25 protein-coding genes are annotated in these 24,165 nt (G+C 32.4%); 14 read left to right on the top strand and 11 right to left on the bottom strand.

Annotation, left to right across the window (positions count from 1 at the left end; all coding sequences use genetic code 11):
* Positions 1-93: 93 nt before the first annotated feature.
* Positions 94-1,953 carry a DNA topoisomerase IV subunit B gene (locus BMZ09_RS12515; RefSeq protein ID WP_090841108.1) on the top strand — a complete coding sequence of 620 codons (1,860 nt, stop codon included), beginning with the start codon at positions 94-96 and terminating at the stop codon, positions 1,951-1,953.
* Positions 1,954-4,737 (top strand): DNA gyrase/topoisomerase IV subunit A, encoded by a 2,784-nt coding sequence (locus BMZ09_RS12510; protein ID WP_090841107.1) that lies wholly within the window; start codon positions 1,954-1,956, stop codon positions 4,735-4,737. It abuts the gene before it with no gap.
* 84 nt (positions 4,738-4,821) lie between these two features.
* Here BMZ09_RS12510 and BMZ09_RS12505 read toward each other — a convergent pair whose 3' ends face one another.
* The 3 genes from BMZ09_RS12505 to BMZ09_RS12495 all read right to left on the bottom strand — a co-directional run bounded on the left by BMZ09_RS12505 (position 4,822) and on the right by BMZ09_RS12495 (position 6,697).
* A complete protein-coding gene (locus BMZ09_RS12505; RefSeq protein WP_090841106.1) occupies positions 4,822-5,607 on the bottom strand; it encodes a TerC family protein in 786 nt (261 codons plus the stop codon).
* A gap of 3 nt (positions 5,608-5,610) precedes the next feature.
* Positions 5,611-5,985, bottom strand: a complete 375-nt coding sequence (locus tag BMZ09_RS12500; RefSeq protein WP_090841105.1) for a DNA topoisomerase IV — start codon at positions 5,983-5,985, stop codon at positions 5,611-5,613.
* 274 nt (positions 5,986-6,259) lie between these two features.
* The gene (locus BMZ09_RS12495; protein ID WP_090841103.1) at positions 6,260-6,697 is read right to left on the bottom strand and encodes a helix-turn-helix domain-containing protein; all 438 of its coding nucleotides are present in this window, start codon (positions 6,695-6,697) and stop codon (positions 6,260-6,262) included.
* 313 nt (positions 6,698-7,010) lie between these two features.
* Between BMZ09_RS12495 and BMZ09_RS12490 the strand changes: the two genes are divergently transcribed.
* From BMZ09_RS12490 to BMZ09_RS12480, 3 genes are all read left to right on the top strand, one after another.
* Positions 7,011-8,147, top strand: a complete 1,137-nt coding sequence (locus tag BMZ09_RS12490) for a M14 family zinc carboxypeptidase (protein ID WP_090841101.1) — start codon at positions 7,011-7,013, stop codon at positions 8,145-8,147.
* A 73-nt stretch (positions 8,148-8,220) separates the two neighbouring features.
* Entirely contained in the window at positions 8,221-8,700 is a 480-nt protein-coding gene (locus tag BMZ09_RS12485; RefSeq protein WP_090841099.1) for an Lrp/AsnC family transcriptional regulator, read from the top strand.
* 77 nt (positions 8,701-8,777) lie between these two features.
* Positions 8,778-9,296 carry a DinB family protein gene (locus BMZ09_RS12480; protein ID WP_090841097.1) on the top strand — a complete coding sequence of 173 codons (519 nt, stop codon included), beginning with the start codon at positions 8,778-8,780 and terminating at the stop codon, positions 9,294-9,296.
* Here BMZ09_RS12480 and BMZ09_RS12475 read toward each other — a convergent pair whose 3' ends face one another.
* Both BMZ09_RS12475 and aroB read right to left on the bottom strand, forming a co-directional pair.
* Entirely contained in the window at positions 9,297-9,623 is a 327-nt protein-coding gene (locus tag BMZ09_RS12475; protein ID WP_090841095.1) for a hypothetical protein, read from the bottom strand.
* A gap of 85 nt (positions 9,624-9,708) precedes the next feature.
* Positions 9,709-10,773, bottom strand: coding sequence for a 3-dehydroquinate synthase (gene aroB / locus BMZ09_RS12470; protein WP_090841093.1), 1,065 nt, complete (start codon positions 10,771-10,773; stop codon positions 9,709-9,711).
* 96 nt (positions 10,774-10,869) lie between these two features.
* Here aroB and BMZ09_RS12465 point away from each other — a divergent pair, with 96 nt between their 5' ends.
* Positions 10,870-12,045: a proline dehydrogenase family protein gene (locus tag BMZ09_RS12465; protein ID WP_090841091.1), complete on the top strand. Its 1,176-nt coding sequence runs from the start codon at positions 10,870-10,872 to the stop codon at positions 12,043-12,045.
* Positions 12,046-12,130: 85 nt separating this feature from the next.
* Here the strand turns inward: BMZ09_RS12465 and BMZ09_RS12460 are convergent, their stop codons facing one another.
* The 6 genes from BMZ09_RS12460 to porX form a co-directional block, all read right to left on the bottom strand.
* Positions 12,131-12,514 carry a DUF4258 domain-containing protein gene (locus BMZ09_RS12460; protein ID WP_090841089.1) on the bottom strand — a complete coding sequence of 128 codons (384 nt, stop codon included), beginning with the start codon at positions 12,512-12,514 and terminating at the stop codon, positions 12,131-12,133.
* 22 nt (positions 12,515-12,536) lie between these two features.
* Entirely contained in the window at positions 12,537-13,736 is a 1,200-nt protein-coding gene (locus BMZ09_RS12455; protein WP_090841087.1) for an alanine dehydrogenase, read from the bottom strand.
* A gap of 135 nt (positions 13,737-13,871) precedes the next feature.
* Positions 13,872-14,393: a hypothetical protein gene (locus BMZ09_RS12450; protein ID WP_245741144.1), complete on the bottom strand. Its 522-nt coding sequence runs from the start codon at positions 14,391-14,393 to the stop codon at positions 13,872-13,874.
* Positions 14,356-14,499, bottom strand: coding sequence for a hypothetical protein (locus BMZ09_RS16195; protein WP_177183536.1), 144 nt, complete (start codon positions 14,497-14,499; stop codon positions 14,356-14,358). Before BMZ09_RS16195 ends, BMZ09_RS12450 begins: the two co-directional genes overlap by 38 nt.
* 167 nt (positions 14,500-14,666) lie before the next feature.
* The gene (gene tsaE / locus BMZ09_RS12445) at positions 14,667-15,101 is read right to left on the bottom strand and encodes a tRNA (adenosine(37)-N6)-threonylcarbamoyltransferase complex ATPase subunit type 1 TsaE (protein WP_232782608.1); all 435 of its coding nucleotides are present in this window, start codon (positions 15,099-15,101) and stop codon (positions 14,667-14,669) included.
* Between the two features lie 7 nt (positions 15,102-15,108).
* Positions 15,109-16,662 (bottom strand): T9SS response regulator signal transducer PorX, encoded by a 1,554-nt coding sequence (gene porX, locus BMZ09_RS12440; RefSeq protein ID WP_090841083.1) that lies wholly within the window; start codon positions 16,660-16,662, stop codon positions 15,109-15,111.
* 37 nt (positions 16,663-16,699) lie between these two features.
* Between porX and BMZ09_RS12435 the strand changes: the two genes are divergently transcribed.
* The 8 genes from BMZ09_RS12435 to sucD all read left to right on the top strand — a co-directional run bounded on the left by BMZ09_RS12435 (position 16,700) and on the right by sucD (position 24,133).
* The gene (locus tag BMZ09_RS12435) at positions 16,700-17,929 is read left to right on the top strand and encodes an HD domain-containing protein (protein ID WP_090841081.1); all 1,230 of its coding nucleotides are present in this window, start codon (positions 16,700-16,702) and stop codon (positions 17,927-17,929) included.
* A 25-nt stretch (positions 17,930-17,954) separates the two neighbouring features.
* Positions 17,955-18,983, top strand: coding sequence for a UDP-3-O-(3-hydroxymyristoyl)glucosamine N-acyltransferase (lpxD, locus tag BMZ09_RS12430; RefSeq protein WP_090841077.1), 1,029 nt, complete (start codon positions 17,955-17,957; stop codon positions 18,981-18,983).
* Positions 18,970-20,376, top strand: a complete 1,407-nt coding sequence (locus BMZ09_RS12425) for a bifunctional UDP-3-O-[3-hydroxymyristoyl] N-acetylglucosamine deacetylase/3-hydroxyacyl-ACP dehydratase (protein ID WP_090841075.1) — start codon at positions 18,970-18,972, stop codon at positions 20,374-20,376. The genes lpxD and BMZ09_RS12425 overlap by 14 nt, the downstream gene beginning before the upstream one ends.
* Before the next feature lie 68 nt (positions 20,377-20,444).
* Positions 20,445-21,230, top strand: coding sequence for an acyl-ACP--UDP-N-acetylglucosamine O-acyltransferase (gene lpxA / locus BMZ09_RS12420; protein WP_090841073.1), 786 nt, complete (start codon positions 20,445-20,447; stop codon positions 21,228-21,230).
* Between the two features lie 24 nt (positions 21,231-21,254).
* The gene (gene efp, locus BMZ09_RS12415) at positions 21,255-21,821 is read left to right on the top strand and encodes an elongation factor P (RefSeq protein WP_090841071.1); all 567 of its coding nucleotides are present in this window, start codon (positions 21,255-21,257) and stop codon (positions 21,819-21,821) included.
* 12 nt (positions 21,822-21,833) lie between these two features.
* Positions 21,834-22,769: a UDP-3-O-(3-hydroxymyristoyl)glucosamine N-acyltransferase gene (locus BMZ09_RS12410; RefSeq protein WP_090841069.1), complete on the top strand. Its 936-nt coding sequence runs from the start codon at positions 21,834-21,836 to the stop codon at positions 22,767-22,769.
* Positions 22,770-23,162, top strand: a complete 393-nt coding sequence (locus BMZ09_RS12405; protein ID WP_090841067.1) for a nuclear transport factor 2 family protein — start codon at positions 22,770-22,772, stop codon at positions 23,160-23,162.
* A 98-nt stretch (positions 23,163-23,260) separates the two neighbouring features.
* Entirely contained in the window at positions 23,261-24,133 is an 873-nt protein-coding gene (sucD, locus tag BMZ09_RS12400) for a succinate--CoA ligase subunit alpha (protein ID WP_090841065.1), read from the top strand.
* Positions 24,134-24,165: the final 32 nt, after the last annotated feature.

Raw genomic sequence — 24,165 nt, 5'->3', positions numbered from 1 at the left:
CTATTTATTGTTAATTACTTTATCGCCTCAAGGTTTCATTTTTTAAAGGGTTATATTATATTAGCAACGTATCTCAAATTGCACCTAAATTTTATGTCAGAACAAACTAAATATACCGAAGACAATATACGATCACTAGACTGGAAAGAACATATCCGTATGCGTCCAGGGATGTATATTGGTAAGCTTGGTGACGGATCGTCTCCAGATGATGGTATATATATTCTGCTTAAAGAGGTGTTAGATAACTCGATTGACGAGTTTGTAATGGGGGCTGGTAAAACTATTGAGATTTCTATACAAGGTAGTAAAGTTATAGTGCGTGATTACGGTCGTGGTATTCCATTAGGAAAAGTGGTAGATGTTGTGTCTAAAATGAATACCGGTGGTAAATACGATTCTAAAGCCTTTAAAAAATCGGTAGGATTAAACGGTGTTGGTACAAAAGCAGTAAATGCATTATCTTCTTATTTTAGAGTAGAATCTTCTAGAGACGGAAAAAGTGCTTCTGCAGATTTTGCGCAGGGTAATTTAATGGACGAAGAGTTTTTAGAAGAAACAACGCGTCGTAAAGGAACAAAAGTTTCTTTTATTCCGGATGAAATTATATTTAAAAACTACAAATATAGAGCAGAGTATATTGTAAAAATGCTTAAAAACTATGTGTACTTAAACCCAGGTTTAACCATTGTTTTTAATGGAGAAAAGTACTATAGTGAAAATGGTTTAAAAGATTTATTAGCTGAAAAAATAGCCGAAACGGATTTGCTATATCCAATCATTCATCTTCGTGGAGATGATATTGAAGTGGCGCTTACACACAGTAAAACCCAGTATAGTGAGGAATATAATAGTTTTGTAAACGGACAAAATACTACGCAAGGAGGAACACACTTAAATGCCTTTAGAGAAGGAATAGTAAAAACTATTCGTGACTTTTTTGGAAAACAATATGATGCTTCAGACATACGTAAATCTGTTGTTAGTGCTGTAGCTATTAAGGTTATGGAACCCGTTTTTGAAAGTCAGACTAAAACAAAGTTAGGGTCTACAGATATGGGGGGAGAGCTTCCAACGGTACGTACTTATATTACTGACTTTTTAAAAACATACTTAGATAATTATTTACATAAAAATCCCGAAACTGCTGATAAAATTCAACGTAAAATTTTACAAGCAGAACGTGAGCGTAAAGAGTTGTCAGGAATTAGAAAACTAGCAAAAGACCGCGCTAAAAAAGCGAGTTTACACAATAAAAAATTACGTGATTGTCGTGTGCATTTTGGAGACACTAAAAACGAACGTAACCTAGAAAGCACATTGTTTATAACAGAGGGAGACTCTGCATCTGGTAGCATTACTAAATCTCGTGATGTTAACACACAAGCTGTTTTTAGTTTAAAAGGAAAACCCCTAAATTGTTACGGATTAACTAAAAAAATTGTCTACGAAAACGAAGAGTTTAATCTTCTTCAAGCAGCCTTAAATATAGAGGAGTCCTTAGAAGATTTAAGATATAACAATGTTGTAATAGCAACGGATGCCGATGTTGATGGAATGCACATTAGATTGTTGTTAATTACTTTCTTTTTACAGTTTTTTCCAGAAGTTATAAAAGAAGGGCATTTATATATATTACAAACCCCATTGTTTAGGGTTCGAAATAAAAAGGAGACTATTTATTGTTATAGTGATGAAGAAAGACGAAATGCAATTGAAAAACTGAAGCCAAAACCAGAGATCACTAGATTTAAGGGTTTAGGGGAGATTAGTCCAGATGAATTTGTTCATTTTATTGGAGAAGATATAAGATTAGATCCAATTATGCTGGATGATAATATGTCCATTGAAGAATTATTGTCCTTTTATATGGGTAAAAACACACCAACACGACAAGAGTTTATTATTGATAACCTAAAAGTTGAACTTGATTTAATCGAAGAGGATAAATAGATGATAGAAGAAAACGACGACCTAACCAACGACGACTTAGTTAACAATAACCAAGACAATTTAGAGCATCAAGAACCCCAAGAACCTCAAGAAACAATTACCAGAATCACTGGTATGTATAAAGAGTGGTTTTTAGATTACGCCTCATATGTAATATTAGAACGTGCAGTACCAGCTATTGAAGATGGTTTTAAACCTGTACAACGACGTATCATGCATTCCATGAAGGATTTGGATGATGGTAGATATAACAAAGTAGCTAATATTGTTGGACATACTATGCAGTATCACCCACACGGAGATGCAAGTATTGCAGATGCTATGGTCCAAATTGGACAAAAAGATTTACTAATAGATACGCAAGGTAACTGGGGTAACATCTTAACCGGAGATCGTGCAGCAGCTTCAAGGTATATTGAAGCTAGGATTTCTAAATTTGGTTTAGACGTTGTTTTTAACCCAAAAATAACACGATGGCAATCTTCGTATGATGGTCGTCGTAAAGAGCCTACAAATTTACCAGTTATGTTTCCTTTATTGTTAGCGCAAGGAGGAGAGGGGATTGCGGTAGGATTATCTACAAAAATATTGCCTCATAATTTTATCGAGCTTATTGACGCTTCTGTAAAACATTTACAAGGAAAACGGTTTACTATATTTCCAGATTTTCCGACAGGTGGTATTGCAGATTGTAGTGATTATAATGATGGTTTGCGTGGTGGAAAAGTCCGTTGTCGTGCAAAAATTAGTCAATTTGATAAAAATACGTTAGTAGTTAATGAGTTACCTTTTGGAACAACAACATCGTCATTAATAGATTCTATTTTAAAGGCAAATGACAAAGGGAAAATTAAAATAAAGAAAATTGAAGATAATACTGCTGCTACAGTAGAAATTTTGATTCATTTACCTGCAGGTTTGTCTCCAGATAAAACTATTGATGCCTTGTATGCTTTTACTGCGTGCGAATCGTCAATTTCGCCATTAGGCTGTGTTATTGAGGATAATAAACCATTATTTGTCGGAGTAACCGAAATGTTACGTCGTAGTACAGATAATACGGTCGATTTATTAAAGCAAGAACTTGAAATAAAGCTAAGTGAATTTGAAGAGCAATGGCACTTTGCTAGTTTAGAACGTATTTTTATTGAAAATCGTATCTATCGCGATATAGAAGAAGAGGAAACTTGGGAAGGTGTAATTAAAGCTATAGATAAAGGACTTCAGCCACATATTAAGCATTTAAAACGTGCAGTTACAGAAGAAGATATTACACGTTTAACAGAAATTAGAATTAAGCGTATTTCTAAATTTGATATAGATAAAGCACAGCAAAAAATTGATGCACTTGATGCTAGTATCGCAGAAGTAAAACATCATTTAGCTAATTTAATTGAATATGCTATAACTTACTTTGTTAGGCTTAAAAAAGAATACGGAGAAGGACGCGAGCGTAAAACAGAATTACGTGCGTTTGAAGATGTAGATGCTACTAAAGTTGTCATTAGAAATACTAAACTTTATGTAAACCGTGAAGAAGGGTTTATCGGGACATCGTTAAAACGTGACGAATATGTTGGTGATTGTAGTGATATAGATGATATTATTGCGTTTACTGCGGAAGGTAAAATGATGGTGACTAAAGTAGACAGTAAAACATTTATAGGAAAAAATATTATTCATGTTGCTGTTTTTAAGAAAAAGGATAAACGTACTATTTATAATATGATTTATCGCGACGGTACTAAAGGTGCGTCGTATGTCAAGCGCTTTGCAGTAACATCTATTACTAGAGATAAAGAGTACGATTTAACTAATGGTAATAAAGGATCTAAAACGTGGTATTTCTCAGCAAACCCAAATGGAGAAGCAGAAGTTGTTGCTATTAGTTTAAGACAAGTTGGAAGTGTTAAAAAGTTAAAGTGGGATTTAGATTTTGCAGACATTTTAATTAAAGGGCGTGCGTCTAAAGGAAATGTTGTGACTAAGCACGCTATAAAAACGGTTGAGCTTAAAGAAAAAGGAATTTCCACATTAAAACCTCGTAAAATATGGTTTGATGATACTGTTCAAAGACTAAATGTAGATTCTAGAGGAGAATTGGTAGGTGAATTTAGAGGTGAGGACAAGTTGTTAATTATAAACCAAAAAGGTATTGTAAAAACAGTTACGCCAGAAGTGACATTGCATTTTGATGATGATATGATTGTGATGGAAAAATGGGTGCCGAAAAAGCCAATTTCTGCAATTTATTTTGATGGCGAAAAAGAACGTTATTATGTTAAACGTTTTGTAATTGAAAATGAAAATAAAGAAGAAGTATTTATCACAGAACACGAGAAATCACAGCTAGAAATTGTATCTACTGATTGGAAACCAGTAGCAGAAATAGTTTTTGCTAAAGAAAGAGGTAAGGATAGAAAAGAAAACGAAACAGTCAATTTAGAAGAGTTTATATCTATAAAAGGGATTACAGCTTTAGGAAATCAGTTAACTAAGGATAAGGTGAATGCTATTAATTTATTAGAATCTATTCCATATGAAGCTCCAGAAGAAGTGCCTGCGCAAGAAGTGGAAGTTGTTGAGGAGGAAGTTGTAAAGGTAGAAAAAGAAACTCCTAAAGCAGAGTCAAAATCTCCAGAACAAAAAACTACAGAACCTATAGTAAAACAAACACCTAAACCTGATGTTAAGGAAGAAAAGCCAAAATCAGAGAAAAAGGATGATGATGATACGGACACAGGTTATGGGTTGGATGATAAAGGTCAGGTGACGTTATTTTGATAAGTCTATTATTCTTTTAACTATAAAAAAAAGCCCAACTATAAGTTGGGCTTTTTTTTTACTAATGTTTCGTAGGGGTTTTTATTAATTCTTCTTGCTAATTTTTTGATTCAAAAACTCAATAAATAAAGAAAAAGCAATTGCAAAATACAAATACCCTTTAGGGATTGCACCTACTGTATTTCCGAAAAAGGTGGTATGTGATAGGTGACCAGCTTCAGTAATAAGCATAAACCCTATTAAGATCAAGAAGGATAAGCCTAAGATTTGTACACTAGGATTTTTGTCTATAAATAGTCTTATTTTGTTAGCAAATGCAATCATAATACCTATCGAGATAACAACAGCAATAATCATCAAAATCAGGTTGTAGTTGTGATTATCTGATAATCCATTGGTCATTCCTACTGCTGTTAATATAGAATCTATGGAGAATATAAAATCTAAAATCAATATCTGAATAATAGCTTGTTGAAAGGATTTAATCACTTTTCCTTTAACTTCATCTTCATCATGTTTTGGTGTTTCTACTTTCTCTCTTATTTCTGATGTAGATTTATATATTAGAAATAAACCTCCAAAAAACAGAATTAGTGCTTGCCAGCTAATTTCCAAATGCATCCAATTTAAATCTAGTTTATAAAACGGTTCAGAAAGACCAACTAAAAACGACACAAAAAATAGCAATATAATACGTTGCACCATAGCTAAAAGCAATCCAATGTTGGTGACTTTAGCACGCTGCTCTTCGGGTAGTTTATTGGCTGCAATAGATATAAATACAATATTATCTATTCCTAGAATTATCTCTAAAAACGTTAAAGTAATTAATGCAAAAATAGCATCGCTGGAAGTGAAAAATTCTAACATAATTTATTTTTTAATATAGGCAATACCTTTTTGCTTGTTAGTCTCGCCAACATAAGAATATTCAAAAGTATAAGACGAATCTGTTGTGGTTAGTATTTTTAAATGAACATCTTTACGTTCGGCCATGTTTTTGGGATTAATGGTTTTGTAAATAACTTCACAGTTGTTTACCCATCTTACGCTTGAGCTATCAATTTTACCATCGTAGGATTCTATTTGTAAATTTTCAGTTCTAGTAAATGTAGATTTATATATTTTGTCAGCAACTTTGACTTCGCTATAAAATTGCCCAGTTTTAAAATCGGTACAATTACGTTCCACATTATAGCAGCTAAAAAAAGAGGTCAATACTATTAGGTATAAAAATTTTAATTTCATCAAAAAAGAGTTTAAACAAAATTAATGAAATGTTTGATTATAATATCAAAAATCCAACCTTTCTATAAATCGCGTATTTGAAAATTTTATGTACCTAACTACAAATTCGTGAAATTTGAAAATTAAAGAAAAAAGGGAGTAAAATCAATAATTCTAAAATTTTATAGTTTTTTGTTGAATTTCTAAATTATGTCAATTTTTTAAATTTTCACCAAATAGAAAATTTCTTGAAAAAAATATTTTCAATTTGAAAAATAAAATAGTGGAGGTAGAATTACGAATTTTCAAAATTTGAAAAACTTCCATCCGAATAAAAAATTACGATGCGCTCAATAATTTTTCCATTGGAAGATTTATGATTTAAATTTTTTAATAAATCAGAATTTTTTGGTTCTACTGGATTTTCATTTTTTGAATCCGTGAATAAATTTTGGTCATCTTTTTTTGAAACAGGTGCAATTGGTTCTTGTCTATTTTGAGATTCAATTTTTGGAAATTCACCCTTTCCATTCATCAACCAATATAATTCTACTTCCGGAAAAGAGGAGAGTACTTTTAAAACAAACTCCAAACTTGGCTTGTTTCTACCTGATAAAATGTGCGATATGCTAGAGCGTTGAACGCCTATTTTTTCGGCAAAAGAAGAGGCGCTTTCACTATAGTATTCGATGACTTTTTGTAGTCTTTTTGAAAAATCTGCGTTGTTTAACATGGTGGTACAAATGTAAACATTTACATGGTATAAACAGTGTTACAAATGTAAAACTTAACTAAGTATTATGATTTTGTAGAGGTAGGCAAGTGTTAATACATTAAATAATAGCTTTAAATAGATTAATATAAATAACTGAAAACAAATTAGTTGTGTTTGCTAATGATTATTTAGTAATATGCAGATCTTTAGTAAGTTAAAATTGTACGCTTTCTAATCACTTTTGTTTACAACCGTAAATTACAAATGTAAATTATAGTGTTTACATTTGTAAATAAGTATTTGGTTACATTTGTAAACGAAACAAACACACATGAATCATACATTATTAAACAACTTATTTAAGACCTGTAAAGAGTCATCACTTTATGGGCGATATATTACCCTAGATAATCTTACTCCCTTAATAACTAAATTGCCCTCTAGGTTTAAATCAGAAATCATTGGACAGTCAGTTCTAGGAAAAGATATCTATACTATTACACTTGGTACAGGACCAAAAAAAGTATTGCTTTGGTCGCAAATGCATGGCAACGAATCCACGACTACGAAGGCTGCTTTTGATATGTTAAACAGTTTTATTGAAGATGATTTAAGTTCTATTTTAGAAACTTGTACCATTAAATTGATACCAATGCTTAATCCAGATGGATCAGAAGTGTATACTAGATTAAATGCTAATCAAGTGGATTTAAATAGAGATGCTCAAGAGTTGACACAGCCAGAAAGTCGTGTGCTTTTAGATTGTTATAATGCTTTTAAACCTGATTTCTGCTTTAATTTGCATGGGCAACGTACATTATTTAGTGCTGGAGAAACTAATAATGTGGCAACCTTGTCGTTTTTATCCCCCTCAGCAGATAGTGATAGAAGCTTAACTGTAGCTAGAAAAAAGGCGATGTCTATTATTAATGCTATAAATACAACGTTGCAATCGGACTTACCTGATCAAATAGGGCGTTATGATGACGGTTTTAATATTAACTGTGTTGGTGATGCTTTTCAGTTTTTAGAAACGCCTACGGTGCTTTTTGAGGCTGGACATTATAAGGATGATTACAATAGAGAAGAGGTGAGGCGTTTTATTTATAAGTCTTTATTGGTGGGTTTGGATTGTATTGCAAACACCGTTGTTAGTGGTGATGATTATATCGATTATTTTTCTATTCCAGAAAACGGGAAGTTATTTTATGATATAATTATTAAAAACGCTCAATTTGATGATGGCATTAAAGACGTAGGTGTTAATTATCAAGAAAGATTGGTAGATAAGGAACTAATGTTTGTGCCGCAAATTGTTTTTATTGGTGATTTATCCGATTTTTATGGACATAAAGTGCTGAATGCGAATAATAGTAGGATTTTTACTGCAAGTAATCAGGTGGTGTTTGAAGGTTACGAAAACGATTTCGTAAATATAGATAATGTGAAATTATCATTAAATCTTTAATTTTCTTCAATTTTGATGTAGATAATTTATGAAAAATGTTTTATTTTTGTGTTTTATTTAATAAAATTACAAAATGGCAAAGTTTAAACTAGACGAAATTGATCACCAGATTCTTGATATGTTAATCGAAAACACAAGAGTTCCTTTTACAGATATAGCAAAAAAATTATTAATTTCTGCTGGTACTGTTCATGTTAGGGTGAAGAAAATGGAAGATGCAGGGATTATTAAAGGGTCTTCTTTAACATTAGATTACAAAAAATTAGGGTATTCATTTATAGCTTACGTTGGAGTTTTTCTTCAAAACACTTCAAAAACAGCATTCGTGTTAGAGCGTATTGCTGAGATTCCTTATGTTACGGTTGCACATGTTACTACAGGTAAATTCAATATTTTCTGTAAAATTAGAGCTCGAAATACAGAGCATGCAAAAGATGTTATTTTTATGTTAGATGACATTGAAAGTGTTTATAGAACAGAAACTATGATATCTTTAGAGGAAAGTATAAATGATAAAAAACGTTTAATGCATAGCATTTTTAACGATTTATAGATTTTTGCAGTACACAATTATAAAGCGCTTCATTTTTATGAGGCGTTTTTTGTTTAATTTTATTAAAAAATATTTTAATGACTATTTCAGATTTACAACAAGACGAGTATTTACCTTATTTTAAAGGTTATATCGATCAAGCAGAGGGTGTAACGTTATTATCGGGCTTAGAGTCTAGCTTTAAAACAATATATGACTTCTATCTTACAATTGCTCCTGCAAAATTAGAGTATAGATATGATGAGGGTAAGTGGACCATAAAAGAGATTATTAGTCATTTGATAGATACTGAGCGTATATTTTGTTACAGAGCTTTGCGCTTTGCTAGGCAGGATAAAACCGCACTTTCTGGATTTGATGAGAATGAGTACGTATTAGCTTCTGGTGCTTCAGAGCGTTCTATTGCAGATTTGTTAGAGGAGTACACTTTAGTTAGGAAAGCAACAGTAGCTTTGTTTAAAAGCTTTTCTGATAACGCGCTTAAGAGTAAAGGTGTAGCTGGTAGTGGGGCAGTTTCTGTTAGGGCTTTAGGGTTTTTAGTTATCGGACATGAGAAGCATCACGTAAATGTGATTAAGGAGCGTTACTTGAAGTAGTTATTCTTCTTCGTTAGAAATAATGTAGTTGCTATCTTCTGGCCTGTTTTCTGTGTTGTCTTTAAAATCAATTACTATATGACCATCACTGTTTACTGTAGCATCATCAATAGTATCAACATTGGTCATGGTGTAATGTAGCTTGCTGCTAACCTTTACTAAAAATATGGTGTCTTGGCTTGTAACCTCAATAGCTTCAATGGTTTGGTTGTGGTGGTTGTCAAAGGTAATAATATCCTTGTCTCCATAACCATCGGGAAACTTTTGAGTTAACAGTGTTAGTACTTCTGGTGTTAACTTTTTATAATCTACAATAACTTTTCGCATACCAATATGTTTATAATTAACTGGTTAGGATAGTCTTGCATTGCTGCAATTACTTAAAATTAAGCAATTTTTTAATACAATGAAATTATTCGTTATAAAAATTTAAAGATTTGATTAATAAGTCGTTAGGGATGACGCAATTAATTTCAGGATTACCAATAGTGTTTAGTAATACAAAGTTAATGGTGCCTTTTTCGTTCTTTTTATCAAACTTCATCAATTCAATAATAGGTGCGTAGTCTTTTTCCGGAATGTCTATTTTCCCATACACTTTTAGCGTATTCTCTTTGATTGATTTTGTTTTCTCAGTTGGAAAATTTAGTAATTGGCTAGATAAATAGGTTTCTAAAATCATTCCTATTGCAATAGCCTCTCCATGTAGTAAAGATTTGGTCTCATGATTTAGATAATAAGACTCAATTGCATGCCCTAGAGTATGACCAAAATTAAGCGATTTTCTTAAATTTTGCTCCGTTGGATCTTGTTCTACAATATCTTTTTTAATTAAGACCGAGTCGTATATAAGCTGATCTAAGTCTTCAAGTGTTAGATTAGATAAAGCAGATAACTTGTTGTAATACAATTCGTCACGTATTAATCCGTGCTTTAGCATTTCGGCTAAGCCAGAACGCATTTCTCGACTAGATAACGTTTCTAAATAGTTAGTATCAATTAAAACCATGTTAGGTGTTTTTATAATTCCTACCTGGTTTTTTATGTTTCCTAAATCCACACCATTTTTACCACCAATAGAAGCATCTACCATAGATAAAAGTGTCGTCGGGATATTTATAAATTTAATTCCTCTTTGGTAGGTGCATGCAACAAAACCACCTAAATCAGTAACAACTCCACCGCCTAAATTTAGCATTAGTGTTTTTCTGTCTGCTCTTAACTCAGATAAAGTTTGCCATACGCCGGAACAAGTTTCTATAGTTTTATTTTGTTCTCCTGCTTCAATTTCTATTATTTCAATAGTTAAATCAGTTTCTAATTGTCTTAAAAAGATTGGTAAGCAGTGCTCTGAAGTGTTGCTATCTACTAAAACAAAGATGTTTGAAAACGAATGCTGGTTAATGTATTTATTAAGCGCTGTGTAACAATCATCATTGAATTGTATGCTGTAATCTTGAGTTTGAATAGGAGTCATAAATACTTTAAAACGTTAGAACGTAAAATTAATAGTTTTTTTAAAAAATAATGGTAATAGATGGTATATTTGTTTTGACTAAAACGAAATTATAATATGGCAAAGGTTACTTTTTTTGAAAACACAGAAGTTGCATTTAAGCTTAAAAGCGATTCTGAATTAGAACGCGCTTATTTTTTATTTAAAATGATATCTAACCAACCTTTGGTTAGGATAGGTACGGCAGCTACTAATTTTGCTTTAAAAGCACATCTACCGGTAGAAGGTTTAATACGTGCTACCGTGTTTGATCATTTTTGTGGTGGTGTTAATGAGGACGACTGTTTGTCTGTTATTGATAAGATGTATACTGCTGGTGTGTGTTCTGTTTTAGATTACTCGGTAGAAGGAAAAGCTATTGAAAACCAGTTTGATTCAGCTAAAGAAAAAATAATGAAGCTGGTTGAGTTTAGTGATGAGAAAGAAGCTATGCCTATTGTTGTGTTTAAACCAACAGGTTTAGGGCGTATTTTCTTGTTTCAGAAAAAAGGAGAAGGCAAAGTATTTACTCAGGAAGAAGAGCAGGAGTGGAATAGAATTGTAGATAGATATCATTCTATTTGTAAATTGGCTAAAGCCCGTGATGTTGAAGTTTTGATTGATGGAGAAGAGAGTTGGATGCAAGATGCTGCAGATCAATTGGCGGAGGATATGATGAAAATTTATAACACGGATAAGCCTATTGTGTATAATACGTTACAAACTTATAGACATGATCGCTTAGCGTTTTTAAAGGCTTCTCATGCACGTGCTAAATCTGGAGGTTATACTTTAGGTTATAAGATAGTTCGTGGCGCATACATGGAAAAAGAGCGTGAACGCGCTAAAGATAAAGGGTATGCATCTCCAATTTGTAAAGACAAAATCACTACAGACAAAAACTTTAATGATTGTCTGTTGTATATATTAGATAATTTAGAGACTATTTCCATCTTTATTGGCACGCATAATGAAGAGAGCTCTTATTTAGCATTACAATTGATGGAGAAATTAGGTATCGATAAAAAAGACAACCGCGTTTGGTTTGGTCAATTATACGGCATGAGTGATCATATTAGTTTTAATTTAGCAGCTCAAGGTTATAATGTTGCAAAGTATTTGCCATTTGGACCTGTTAAAGATGTGATGCCTTATTTAATTAGACGTGCAGAAGAAAACACTTCGGTTGCAGGGCAAACAGGTCGCGAATTAACATTATTAAAAACAGAGCGTAAGAGAAGAAAACAAAAATAACACGTTAGTTGTTATGTGGTAAAATAAAAAAAGAGCGATTTGTTATAACAAATCGCTCTTTTTTGTATTTAAAATAGAATAGTCTTTAGTCTAAAAATGTTATGTTTTTTAAAGTTGCAATACTGTCGCAGTTCTCAATATAAAACTTTAAATTTTTATTTTCTTTAGTTTCGCCGTATATATAATAGACGCCACAAGGTTTTTTTCTAGCTTCACTTTTAGAGAAATCAATATCTCCTTCTTTAAGAATATAACTTATTGAAGCTGTATCAATAGTTTTTGATGCTATTAATGCTTCGCTTTCTGAAGAAAAATGTAGTGTTTTTGTTCTAATGTTTTTAAGGACTCTAGCTTCTGGGCCATAACTATACTCGCAAGACACACCTCTTCCGTTTAAGAAAAAAGCTAAAATTACAAGTCCAATTGCAAATCCACCAAAGTAATAACCAAATCTGTGTAATATTTTCATTCTAAAGTTTTGAATTGCAAATTTAGAATATTAATAGGTTAATATCACTATGTTTTAGGTCAAACCATTCTCCAACTGCACGACTAGTTAAAATACCATGATAAAAATACAGCCCATTTTTAAGTCCTTTATCAAAACGAATAGCGTGTTCTAATCCGCCATCATCCGCAATTTTAAGCAGATAAGGCGTAAATATGTTGCTTATAGAAGCCGAAGCTGTTCTAGAATAACGTGCTGGAATATTTGGAACGCAATAATGAATAACGCCGTTTTTACGATAAGTAGGGTTATCATGTGTTGTGATTTCGCTAGTTTCAAAACAACCTCCCATATCAATACTAACATCAATAATTACAGAGCCTTTTTTCATGTTTTCAACCATGGTTTCGGATACTAAAATTGGAGATCTGTCTTTTCCTCTTACAGCACCAATAACAACGTCACAACGTTTTAAGGCTTTGCTTAAGTATTTTGGTTGAATAGTTGATGTGTATATTGTACGACCTAAATTAGCTTGCAAACAACGTAGTTTAGTAATAGAGTTATCAAACACTTTGACGTTTGCTCCAAGACCAATAGCGCTTCTTGCTGCAAATTCACCCACTGTACCAGCGCCTAAAATAACAACTTCTACAGGTGGTACACCGCTAATATTACCAAACATTAAACCGTTACCGTTGCTTGAGTTGCTTAATAATTCTGATGCAATCAAAACGGAAGCAGTACCCGCAATTTCACTTAATGCTCTAACAGCAGGAAAAGCCCCATCTTCGTCACGAATAAACTCAAAAGCCAAAGCGGTAATGCGTTTAGCAGCAAGTTTTTCAAAATATTTTTTGGTTTGTGTTTTTATTTGAAGCGCAGATATTAATGTAGTCTGTGGGTTTATTAATTCTAATTCGTCTAGAGTAGGAGGTTCTACCTTTAAAATCATAGGACAAGAATATACTTTTGCGGTATCTTTTGTGACTTCCGCTCCAGCTTCGCTGTAATCTTTGTCACTAAAATTAGCGCCTTTTCCTGCTTCTGATTCTATTAAAACGCGATGTCCATTACTTACAATTGCAGAAACAGCATCGGGAGTTAGGCAAACACGCTTTTCTTGAAAAGCAGTTTCCTTAGGTATTCCTATAAAAAGCTCGCTTTTATGTTTGTATATTTCTAAAGTTTCCTCTTGAGGAAGTAATTGTTCTTTAGAAAAAGGAGAGAGCGGTTTAGACATAATTAGAGTGATTTTTAAAACTGAAACAAATTACAAAATTATTATAATTAAAAGCATTAAAAATGGAGTCTTATTTTAGTCTAAAGTAATGATAGTCTTTTTGTTTGAAAATTAGTTACTAGAAGTACGTTAGGTTTAGAAGTATTGCTTGACTTTTCCCCAAAATGTTTTAGGTTTGAATGTTAACTCGTCTTCTAAATCTTGTGTAGTTTTATCTACAGTGTTTAAATGATTGAAAATTCTAGCTCTTACAAGATAGATGGATGGTATAATTACTATCATTACAGGTACTAAGTGCAAAAAATTAACTTCGTCGAAATATAGAATGTCATCATTAAAAACACCCATTCCTTGATATATATATAGACATATTGGTACTAGTAGGGCATGATACCACCAATGTCGACAGGTGAAAAACCAAATAGTTAATAAAAACAATGGGACTACTTTTCCTGTTAATATCCAAAACGCAACATTTGCATCTCTGTAATAGATACTTTCATATGTAAATAAAAAAGTGTCCCAAACCTTTGATTTTGGAACACTTTTATAAATTTGAAAATATAAAGGTGTTAGTGCAATAATAATTGCAACTAATGATCCTTTAAAGAATAATTTTTTATTCTCCTGACGGTATTCTAATTTTTCGTTTATCAACTTCTGTTGTTTGTTGTCCATTTAAATCAATAAGATTTGTTGCTTGAGCTGTAAATAATACACCTCCGAAAATAGCCATAGCTATTACATACTTTTTAGTTTTCATTTGTTAGGGATTTAATTAATTATACGTCTAAACTATATAAATTATCCTTACAAAAATCGACTAAATGTTAAAATTATGTTAAAAAACGTGTTTTATTATTTTTTTGATGTGGTTAAAACCGCACTTGGTCAAAAATACACTTTTTATTGAAAGAAAAAAGCGAAATTTTACTTGATATTTTCAATCGATATAGTTCTTGATGTGTTTTCTGACAAAGTTATTTTTACAACAGAATATTTGTCTTGTATCAATGGTTTCAATAGTTCTGGCCATTCTACAAAAACAAAATTGTGATTATAAATGTAAGTATCTATACCAAAGTCATATAGCTCGTCTTCATCTTCTATACGATACAAATCAAAGTGATAAATAGATTGGTTTTTGGCTAAATATTCGTTAACTATGGAGAAGGTCGGACTGCTTACAACGTCATTACTCCCTAAAAGTTTAATTAAAGTCTTAATGAGCGTTGTTTTACCAACACCCATTTCACCTTCAAATAATATTATTTTAGAATCTACAGTCTCAAGAAGTGTTTTAGCGACTGCTTCAACGTCATTTAATGTATAATGTATTACCACTGTATCTGTTTTTTTAAGCAAAAATAAATTATTTAGGACTTAAAACTACAAACGGAATAATCATTTCTTCTAAAGAGACACCTCCATGTTGGTATGTATTACGATAATAACTAACATAATGGTTGTAGTTATTTGGGTAAGCAAAGAATAAATCGCTTTTAGCGAATATAAATGAGCTATTCATATTAATAGAAGGTAAGTGTATTGTTTTTGGATCTTTAGCAGCAAGGACATCTTTGTTTTCGTAGCTTAAACTACGTCCTGTTTTATAACGTAAGTTTAAACTAGTATCTCTGTCTCCAATAACTTTAGATGGGTTTTTTACATTTATTGTTCCGTGATCTGTAGTAATAATTAGCTTAAAGCCCATTTGTTGTGCTTGCTGTATCATTTCTAGTAGCGGTGAGTTTTTAAACCAACTCTGCGTTAAACTACGGTAAGCTTTGTCATTAGAGGCTAGTTCTTTTACTACATCCATTTCTGTTTTAGAGTGTGATAGCATGTCTACAAAATTATAAACAACAACAGTTAAGTCGTTATCTTTTAGTCCTCTAAAATTGCTTGCTAATTTTTTTCCTGAAGCTAGATTCGTGATTTTGTAATATTCGTGTTTTAGGTTGCTTAGACCTAAGCGTTTCATTTGTGCTTTTAAAAAATCGTCTTCATGTAAATTTTTACCACCTTCATCTGTGTCATTTTTCCAATACTCAGGGTGTAGTTTTTCCATGTCACTAGGCATTAACCCAGAGAATATAGCATTTCTGGCATATTGCGTTGCTGTAGGTAAGATGCTATAAAATGCTTCTTCTTTTTGTTTTTTGTAATGATTATTAACAAAAGGTTCAAATGCTTTCCATTGGTCATAACGTAAATTATCTACTACAACCAATAGTGTTGGTTGTTCTTTGCTAAGTTCAGGCGCAATACGTTCTCTAAACAATGTATGTGATAATATAGGTGCATCCGTATTTGGCTCAAACCAAGATGGGTAATTTTTATCTATAAATTTACCAAATTGTGTATTGGCTTCGTTTTTTTGAGATTCTAAAATCTCAAACATACTCGGGTCTTCGATATCTTCTAACTGAATTTCCCAATAGATAAGCTTTTTGTATAAATCCACCCATTCTTCATAACTATTAACCATAGCCATATCCATAGCTATCTTTCTAAATTCTTGCTGGTAGTTAGAAGTTGTTTTTTCCGACACCAATCTAGAGTGGTCTAAGTTTTTCTTTAAGCTTAGTAATATTTGATTGGGATTAACAGGTTTTATAAGGTAATCGGCAATTTTATTACCAATAGCTTCTTCCATGATATATTCTTCTTCACTTTTAGTAATCATTACTACGGGAAGGGTGTCTTGCTTTTCTTTAATTTCATTTAAAGTCTCTAAACCTGTTAAGCCAGGCATGTTTTCATCTAAAAAAACAATATCAAACTTCTGTTCGTCTAAGATTTCTAAAGCTTCTGTTCCAGAATTACAAGTGGTTACATTGTAGTTTTTTTTCTCTAAAAACAAGATGTGAGGCTTTAATAAATCTATTTCGTCATCAACCCAAAGAATATTTATATTGTTCATGTATATTTGTGTATATTAATTAAATAAAGGCTTAAGCTTGAAAGCAAGTAACAAACTTAAAATACTAAACGACCCAATTTACGGATTTATTACTATTCCAAATTCGATAATTTTTGATTTGATAGAGCATAAATACTTTCAGCGTTTGCGACGTATATCGCAAATGGGTTTGTCTTACTTAGTATATCCAGGAGCACATCACACTAGATTTCATCATGCTATTGGCTGCATGCATTTAATGCAAAAAGCAGTTCAAGTGCTACGTTTTAAGGGTGTTGCCATTTCTGAAGATGAAGAAAAAGCGTTATATGTAGCTATTTTATTACATGATATTGGACATGGTCCTTTTAGTCATGCTATGGAACATAGTATTGTAAGTGGTATATCTCATGAAGAGATTTCGTCCTTATTCATGCAAGAATTGAATAAAGAATTTAACGACGATTTAACACTTGCTATTCAGATTTTTAAAGGCGAGTATCACCGTAAGTTTATGTTGCAGCTAATTTCTAGTCAAATAGATATGGACCGTGCAGATTATTTAAAACGTGATAGTTTTTACACAGGTGTGTCAGAAGGTAATATTAATAGTGAACGTTTAATCACCATGCTTAACGTTAAAAAAGACGAGCTAGTTGTAGAGGATAAAGGTATTTATAGTGTCGAAAAGTTTTTAGTAGCACGACGTTTAATGTATTGGCAAGTATATTTACATAAAACAAGTTTGGTAGCAGAACAGTTATTAATAAGAGTTTTAAAACGCGCTAAAGAGTTAGTTAAAAATGGTGTAAGTTTAGAAGCCAGTAAACCATTAAAATTCTTTTTAGAGAATGAAATTACTTTAAAAGAATTTGACTCTACGTGTTTAGAGACATTTGCAAAGTTAGATGATTACGATATTGTTGCTGCAATGAAAAATTGGCAATACCATGATGATTTTGTTTTGAAAAACCTTTGCGACATGATTATTAATAGACATTTGTTAAAAATTAAAATCAAAAAGAAACCAATCAAAAAACAAGTTTTAGCAGATCATATGACATCCTTATTAGGTAGATGTGATATATCAGAGCATGAAGCGAGTTATTTTGTATTTACAGGTCAGATTAGTAATCAGGCGTATTCACAAAAAAAACAGAACATAAATATTTTGCACAAAAGTGGTAAAGTAGAGGATATAGTTAAGGCTTCAGACCAAATAAGTCTTAAAGCACTCTCAAAACCTGTGACTAAATATTATATATGTTATCCAAAAGCCCAACTTTAGCACATTTTTTCTATTTTTGTTGACAATGAAATTTACTGCAGAACAAATAGCTGGTATTTTAGATGGTACTGTAGAGGGTAATCCTCAAGCAGAAGTCTCTAAACTATCCAAAATTGAAGAAGGAGTGGAAGGCGCTTTGACCTTTTTGGCAAACCCTAAATACACTCCTTATATATACACAACAAAAGCAACCATTGCTATTGTTGGTAATGACTTTGTACCGGAGCATGATATAGCGTGTACATTAATAAAAGTAGAAGATGCTTATAAATCGTTTTCAAAATTATTAGAATATTATAATCAAGTTAAACTTAATAAGTTTGGAATAGAACAACCAACATCAATCTCTGAAACCTCTAAAATTGGTAAGGATATTTATATTGGTGCGTTTTCTGTAATAGGAGAGAATGTTACCATTGGAGACAATGTAAAGATTTTTCCTAATTGCTATGTAGGAGATAATGTTAGTATTGATGATAATACAGTGTTGTTTTCTGGAGCTAAAATATATTCTGAATGTGTTATTGGAAAAAACTGTGTTATTAATTCTGGAGTAATAATTGGAGCAGATGGCTTTGGTTTTGCACCTAATGAAGCAGGAGAATACACAAAAGTACCACAAATTGGTAATGTTATTTTAGAAGATTTTGTGGATGTTGGAGCAGCAACTACAATTGATAGAGCAACCTTAGGGTCGACTATAATCAGGCGTGGTGTTAAGTTAGACAATCAAATACAGATTGCACATAATGTTGAGATTGGTAAAAACACTGTAATTGCAGCCCAAACGGGTATTGCGGGTTCTACCAAAATTGGCGAAAATTGCCAAATAGGAGGTCAAGTAGGTTTTGCTGGACATTTAACTATTGGTAATAACGTAAAGATACAAGCCCAATCCGGTATTGGAAAAAACATAAAGGATAACGAAATTTTACAAGGATCTCCAGCATTTGGTTATGGAGATTGGAATAAATCGTATGTTTACTTTAAAAATCTTCCAAAACTGGTAAAAACTATAAACGAACTAGAAAAAAAAGGCAATGGGAATAATTAGTACTGACATAAAGCAAAAAACCATCCAAAAGGAAATATCCCTTAAAGGTGTAGGCTTACATACAGGAAAAGAGGTAACATTAACTTTTAAACCTGCTCCAGTAAATGCTGGATTTGCTTTTAAAAGAATTGATTTAGAAGGAAGCCCCGTGATTGAGGCAGATGCCAACTATGTTACAAACACGCAGCGTGGTACTTGTTTAGAAAAAAATGGAGTTACTATTCAGACTTGCGAGCATGTTTTAGCAGCTTTGGTAGGTTTGGATATTGATAATGCCATTTTAGAAATGGATAATTCTGAACCACCAATTATGGATGGATCTTCTAAGTTTTTTGTCGAAGCAATTGAAGCTGCAGGTATAGAGGAGCAAGATGCTTTTCGCGAAGAGTATGAGGTTTCTGACGTTATATCTTATATGGACGAAGAAACGGGGAGCGAGATTTTAGTAATGCCAGCTAAAAACTATCAAGTAACAACTATGGTAGATTTTGGAACTAAAGTATTAGGGACTCAAAATGCAACTTTAACAAAGTTAGCAGACTTTAAAAAAGATATTTCAGACTCTAGGACTTTTAGTTTTTTACATGAATTAGAAGCGCTTTTAGAACACGGATTAATAAAAGGAGGAGACTTAAATAATGCTATTGTTTATGTAGATAAAGAGTTATCAGAATCTACAATGGAAAAACTAAAAAAAGCATTTAATAAAGATGCTATTGCGGTTAAACCCAATGGGATATTAGACAATTTAACATTGCATTACCCAAACGAAGCTGCAAGACATAAGTTATTAGATGTTATTGGAGATTTAGCTTTAATAGGAACACGTATTAGAGGTAAAATAATAGCTAATAAACCAGGACATTTTGTAAACACTCAGTTTGCAAAAAAGATGTCTAAATTAATTAAAAACGAAAGACGTAATAACGTACCAAAAATAGATTTGAGTCAAACACCAGTTATGGATGTGATGCAAATCATGGATATGTTACCACATAGACAACCATTTTTATTACTAGATAAGGTTTTTGAATTATCAGATAGCCATGTTATAGGACTTAAAAATGTGACCATGAACGAAGAGTTCTTTAAAGGTCATTTTCCAGGAGCTCCAGTAATGCCAGGCGTTTTAATTATTGAAGCTATGGCGCAAACAGGAGGTATACTAGTATTAAGTACTGTACCGGATCCGGAGAATTATTTAACCTTTTTCATGAAAATGGATAAAGTTAAATTTAAACAAAAAGTAGTACCAGGAGATACGTTAATTTTTAAGTGTTCGTTAATAACACCAATTAGACGTGGTATCTGTCATATGCAAGGTTACGCCTATGCTAACGGTAAATTATGTGCTGAAGCAGAATTGATGGCACAAATTTCAAAAGTAAAATAATACAAAAACGTTATTGTAATTTAATTACTAAAATGTTTTTACAAATTTATTAGAACAAAACAATAAAGATGAACCAACCCTTAGCATACGTACATCCAGGAGCAAAAATTGCCAAAAATGTTGTTATTGAGCCATTTACGACTATATACAATAATGTAACAATAGGAGAAGGTACTTGGATAGGTAGTAATGTAACTATAATGGAAGGCGCGAGAATAGGGAAAAATTGTAATATTTTTCCAGGTTCTGTAATTTCGGCTGTACCACAAGATTTAAAATATAACGACGAAGACACATTAACTATAATAGGCGATAATGTTACTATTAGAGAATGTGTTACTATAAATAGAGGAACTACAGATAGAATGAAAACCGTAATTGGTGACAATTGTCTGATTATGGCCTATTGCCACATTGCACATGATTGTATTGTTGGTAATAACTGTATTTTTTCTAACAACTCAACATTAGCAGGACATATTAATATAGGGGACTATGTTGTATTGGCTGGGATGACGGCTGTACATCAGTTTTGTTCAGTGGGTAGTCACGCATTTGTAACAGGAGGATCTTTAGTACGTAAGGATGTACCACCGTTTGTAAAAGCGGGGCGTGAGCCATTATCTTACGTTGGTATTAATTCTGTTGGTTTACGTAGAAGAGGCTATACTACTGAGAAAATAAGAGAAATTCAGGATATATTCAGAATTTTATATCAAAAAAATTATAATAATACCCAAGCTGCAGGAATCATTGAAGCAGAAATGGAAGCGACTACAGAACGAGACGAAATTCTTCAGTTTATAAAGAATTCTCATCGTGGAATCATGAAAGGGTATTTTAAATCAAATTAAGAAATTAAAAATTAAAAAATAAAAATGGCAACTACTTCAGATATTAGAAACGGACTTTGTATTAAATATAATAATGACATATATAAAATAATCGAGTTTTTACATGTAAAACCAGGAAAAGGACCAGCGTTTGTTAGAACAAAAATGAAAAGTGTTACTAACGGAAAAGTGTTGGATAATACATTTTCTGCAGGTCATAAATTGGAAGATGTTAGAGTAGAGACACACAAGTTTCAATATTTATATAATGATGGTGAATTTTATCATTTTATGAATGAAGCAGATTACTCTCAAATTAGATTATTAGAATCTGCTTTAGATACGCCAGGTTTAATGAAAGAAGGTGAGGTAGTTACTATTCAAATTAACTCAGAAGACAACATGCCACTTTCTGTAGATATGCCTGCAACGGTTATATTGGAAGTAACAGCTACGGAGCCTGGAGTTAAAGGAAATACTGCAACTAACGCAACTAAGCCTGCAACTGTTGAAACTGGAGCTACTGTAAACGTGCCTTTATTTATTAATGAAGGAGACAAGATTAAAGTAGAAACAGAAAAAGGGACGTATAAAGAACGTGTTAAAGAATAGTCAAGTAGCACAATGAGATTCCCTAAACCATATACTTTAGAGACTATTGCTAATCTAATAGATTGTAAATTTATTGGAGATGCAAATTTTGAGGTGTTAGGCATGAATGAGATTCATGTTGTACAACCCGGAGATATTGTCTTTGTAGATCATCCTAAATATTACGATAAGGCATTACTTAGTGCAGCTACCATTGTTTTAATTAATAAAGAGGTAGATTGTCCTGAGGGTAAAGCATTGTTGATTAGTGATGATCCGTTTAGAGATTTTAATGAATTAACGTCACATTTTAAGCCTTTTACTAGTTCAAACTCTGCTATTTCGGCTTCAGCCAAAATTGGAAAAAACACAGTAATACAGCCTAATTGCTTTATTGGAAACAATGTTGTGATAGGAGATAATTGTGTGATCCATTCTAACGTTAGTATTTATGATGATGCTGTTATTGGTAATAACGTTACCATCCATGCAGGAGCCATTTTAGGTGCTAGCGCTTTTTATTATAAAAACAGACCAGAAGGATTTGATCAGTTAAAATCTGGAGGTAGAGTCGTTATAAAAGATAATGTAGATATTGGAGCACTTTGTACTATAGATAAAGGTGTAACAGGAGATACTGTTATTGGAGAAGGCTCTAAATTGGACAATCAAATACAAGTTGGACATGATACCGTGATTGGTAAAAAATGTTTAATAGCTTCTCAAACGGGTATTGCTGGATGTTGTATTATTGAAGACGAAGTAACACTTTGGGGACAAGTAGGTACAACTAGCGGTATAACTATTGGTAAAAAAGCAAATGTTTTAGGACAAACAGGTGTTACAAAATCAATTGCAGGAGGAAAGTCGTATTTTGGAACACCAATAGAAGAGTCAAGAGTAAAATTAAAAGAGCTAGCTTATATTAAGCGAATTCCTGAAATAATTAAACAATTAAAAAATAAGTAGATGTCAGCCAGAGCAGTTGTAAAAGCCTTTTATAATTTAGATTTAGCAAAAGCAGAAGATGCTATTAAAATGTTTGACAAAGAGTGTCAGTTACATTGGAATAGTAGCAATGGTTACACAGCTTTAGATTATGATGGCATAAGTAAAAAATTAGCAGAAGTAAGACAGTCTTTTGTAACGTTTACTTATAAATTAAGTCATTTGTTAAAAGAAAATGATACAATAACTGCAAGATATACTGCGTATGCGGCAACTATTGAAAGACCTGATAAAGTAGAGCCAATAGCGCATTTTATTTCTATCTGGGAAGTCAAGGACGGACTTTTATACAAAGGACATGAAATAAGTCAATTGTTTGATGAAAATCCATCTAGCTTATCTTCATATTCTTAAAAATAAAAATTTAAAATACTTTTAGTAATAGCAATCAAAATCTTACTTTTGCATTGCAAATAACAATTCAATACAAAACTTCTTAATCAATACAAAACATGAGCGTTTTAGTAAACAAAGATTCAAAAATAATAGTTCAAGGATTTACAGGTAGTGAAGGTACTTTTCACGCCGGACAAATGATTGAATACGGAACAAATGTAGTAGGTGGTGTAACACCAGGTAAAGGTGGTCAAACACATTTAGACAGACCAGTTTTTAACACAGTTCAAGAAGCTGTAGATAAAGCAGAAGCAGACACAACTATTATTTTTGTACCACCAGCTTTTGCAGCAGACGCAATTATGGAAGCTGCTAATGCAGGAATAAAAGTAATTATTTGTATTACAGAAGGTATTCCTGTAGCAGATATGATTAAAGCTGCAGCATATATCAAAGATAGAGACTGTAGATTAATTGGCCCTAACTGTCCAGGAGTTATTACTCCAGGAGAAGCTAAAGTTGGTATTATGCCAGGTTTTGTTTTCAAAAAAGGAAAAGTAGGTATCGTGTCTAAATCTGGTACTTTAACTTATGAGGCTGCTGATCAAGTTGTAAAACAAGGATTAGGAATCACTACTGCTATTGGTATTGGTGGAGATCCAATTATCGGAACAACTACTAAAGAAGCTGTTGAGTTATTAATTAACGATCCAGAGACTGAATGTGTTGTAATGATTGGTGAAATTGGAGGTCAATTAGAAGCAGATGCTGCTAACTGGTATAAAGCTTCAGGTAGTAAAAAACCTATCGTTGGTTTTATTGCAGGAGAAACTGCACCAGCAGGACGTACAATGGGTCATGCAGGAGCAATTGTAGGTGGATCTGATGATACAGCTCAAGCTAAAAAAGCAATTATGAGAGAATGTGGAATTCACGTTGTAGATTCTCCAGCAGAAATTGGAAAAAAGGTTGCCGAAGTTATGGCATAGTCAATTTAACACTAATGTGTTAAAATATTCCA

The organism is Olleya namhaensis (genome assembly GCF_900114005.1).
Taxonomy (GTDB): domain Bacteria; phylum Bacteroidota; class Bacteroidia; order Flavobacteriales; family Flavobacteriaceae; genus Olleya; species Olleya namhaensis.
The sequence above is the reverse complement of the archived record's forward strand: the minus strand, read 5'-3'. Positions and strand labels throughout refer to the sequence as shown.

What these genes read in the sequence shown, in the direction of transcription:
- BMZ09_RS12515 (WP_090841108.1), top strand. Translation starts at nt 94, where the DNA reads ATGTCAGAACAAACTAAATATACCGAAGACAATATACGATCACTAGAC.
- BMZ09_RS12425 (WP_090841075.1), top strand. Translation starts at nt 18,970, where the DNA reads ATGGGAATAATTAGTACTGACATAAAGCAAAAAACCATCCAAAAGGAA.
- aroB (WP_090841093.1), bottom strand. Translation starts at nt 10,773, where the DNA reads ATGACTCCTATTCAAACTCAAGATTACAGCATACAATTCAATGATGAT.
- BMZ09_RS12495 (WP_090841103.1), bottom strand. Translation starts at nt 6,697, where the DNA reads ATGTTAAACAACGCAGATTTTTCAAAAAGACTACAAAAAGTCATCGAA.
- BMZ09_RS12500 (WP_090841105.1), bottom strand. Translation starts at nt 5,985, where the DNA reads ATGAAATTAAAATTTTTATACCTAATAGTATTGACCTCTTTTTTTAGC.
- BMZ09_RS12485 (WP_090841099.1), top strand. Translation starts at nt 8,221, where the DNA reads ATGGCAAAGTTTAAACTAGACGAAATTGATCACCAGATTCTTGATATG.
- BMZ09_RS12455 (WP_090841087.1), bottom strand. Translation starts at nt 13,736, where the DNA reads ATGTCTAAACCGCTCTCTCCTTTTTCTAAAGAACAATTACTTCCTCAA.
- BMZ09_RS12465 (WP_090841091.1), top strand. Translation starts at nt 10,870, where the DNA reads ATGGCAAAGGTTACTTTTTTTGAAAACACAGAAGTTGCATTTAAGCTT.
- lpxD (WP_090841077.1), top strand. Translation starts at nt 17,955, where the DNA reads ATGAAATTTACTGCAGAACAAATAGCTGGTATTTTAGATGGTACTGTA.
- BMZ09_RS12505 (WP_090841106.1), bottom strand. Translation starts at nt 5,607, where the DNA reads ATGTTAGAATTTTTCACTTCCAGCGATGCTATTTTTGCATTAATTACT.
- BMZ09_RS12405 (WP_090841067.1), top strand. Translation starts at nt 22,770, where the DNA reads ATGTCAGCCAGAGCAGTTGTAAAAGCCTTTTATAATTTAGATTTAGCA.
- porX (WP_090841083.1), bottom strand. Translation starts at nt 16,662, where the DNA reads ATGAACAATATAAATATTCTTTGGGTTGATGACGAAATAGATTTATTA.
- efp (WP_090841071.1), top strand. Translation starts at nt 21,255, where the DNA reads ATGGCAACTACTTCAGATATTAGAAACGGACTTTGTATTAAATATAAT.
- sucD (WP_090841065.1), top strand. Translation starts at nt 23,261, where the DNA reads ATGAGCGTTTTAGTAAACAAAGATTCAAAAATAATAGTTCAAGGATTT.
- BMZ09_RS12475 (WP_090841095.1), bottom strand. Translation starts at nt 9,623, where the DNA reads ATGCGAAAAGTTATTGTAGATTATAAAAAGTTAACACCAGAAGTACTA.
- BMZ09_RS12460 (WP_090841089.1), bottom strand. Translation starts at nt 12,514, where the DNA reads ATGAAAATATTACACAGATTTGGTTATTACTTTGGTGGATTTGCAATT.
- BMZ09_RS12480 (WP_090841097.1), top strand. Translation starts at nt 8,778, where the DNA reads ATGACTATTTCAGATTTACAACAAGACGAGTATTTACCTTATTTTAAA.
- BMZ09_RS12510 (WP_090841107.1), top strand. Translation starts at nt 1,954, where the DNA reads ATGATAGAAGAAAACGACGACCTAACCAACGACGACTTAGTTAACAAT.
- BMZ09_RS12490 (WP_090841101.1), top strand. Translation starts at nt 7,011, where the DNA reads ATGAATCATACATTATTAAACAACTTATTTAAGACCTGTAAAGAGTCA.
- BMZ09_RS12410 (WP_090841069.1), top strand. Translation starts at nt 21,834, where the DNA reads ATGAGATTCCCTAAACCATATACTTTAGAGACTATTGCTAATCTAATA.
- lpxA (WP_090841073.1), top strand. Translation starts at nt 20,445, where the DNA reads ATGAACCAACCCTTAGCATACGTACATCCAGGAGCAAAAATTGCCAAA.
- BMZ09_RS16195 (WP_177183536.1), bottom strand. Translation starts at nt 14,499, where the DNA reads ATGAAAACTAAAAAGTATGTAATAGCTATGGCTATTTTCGGAGGTGTA.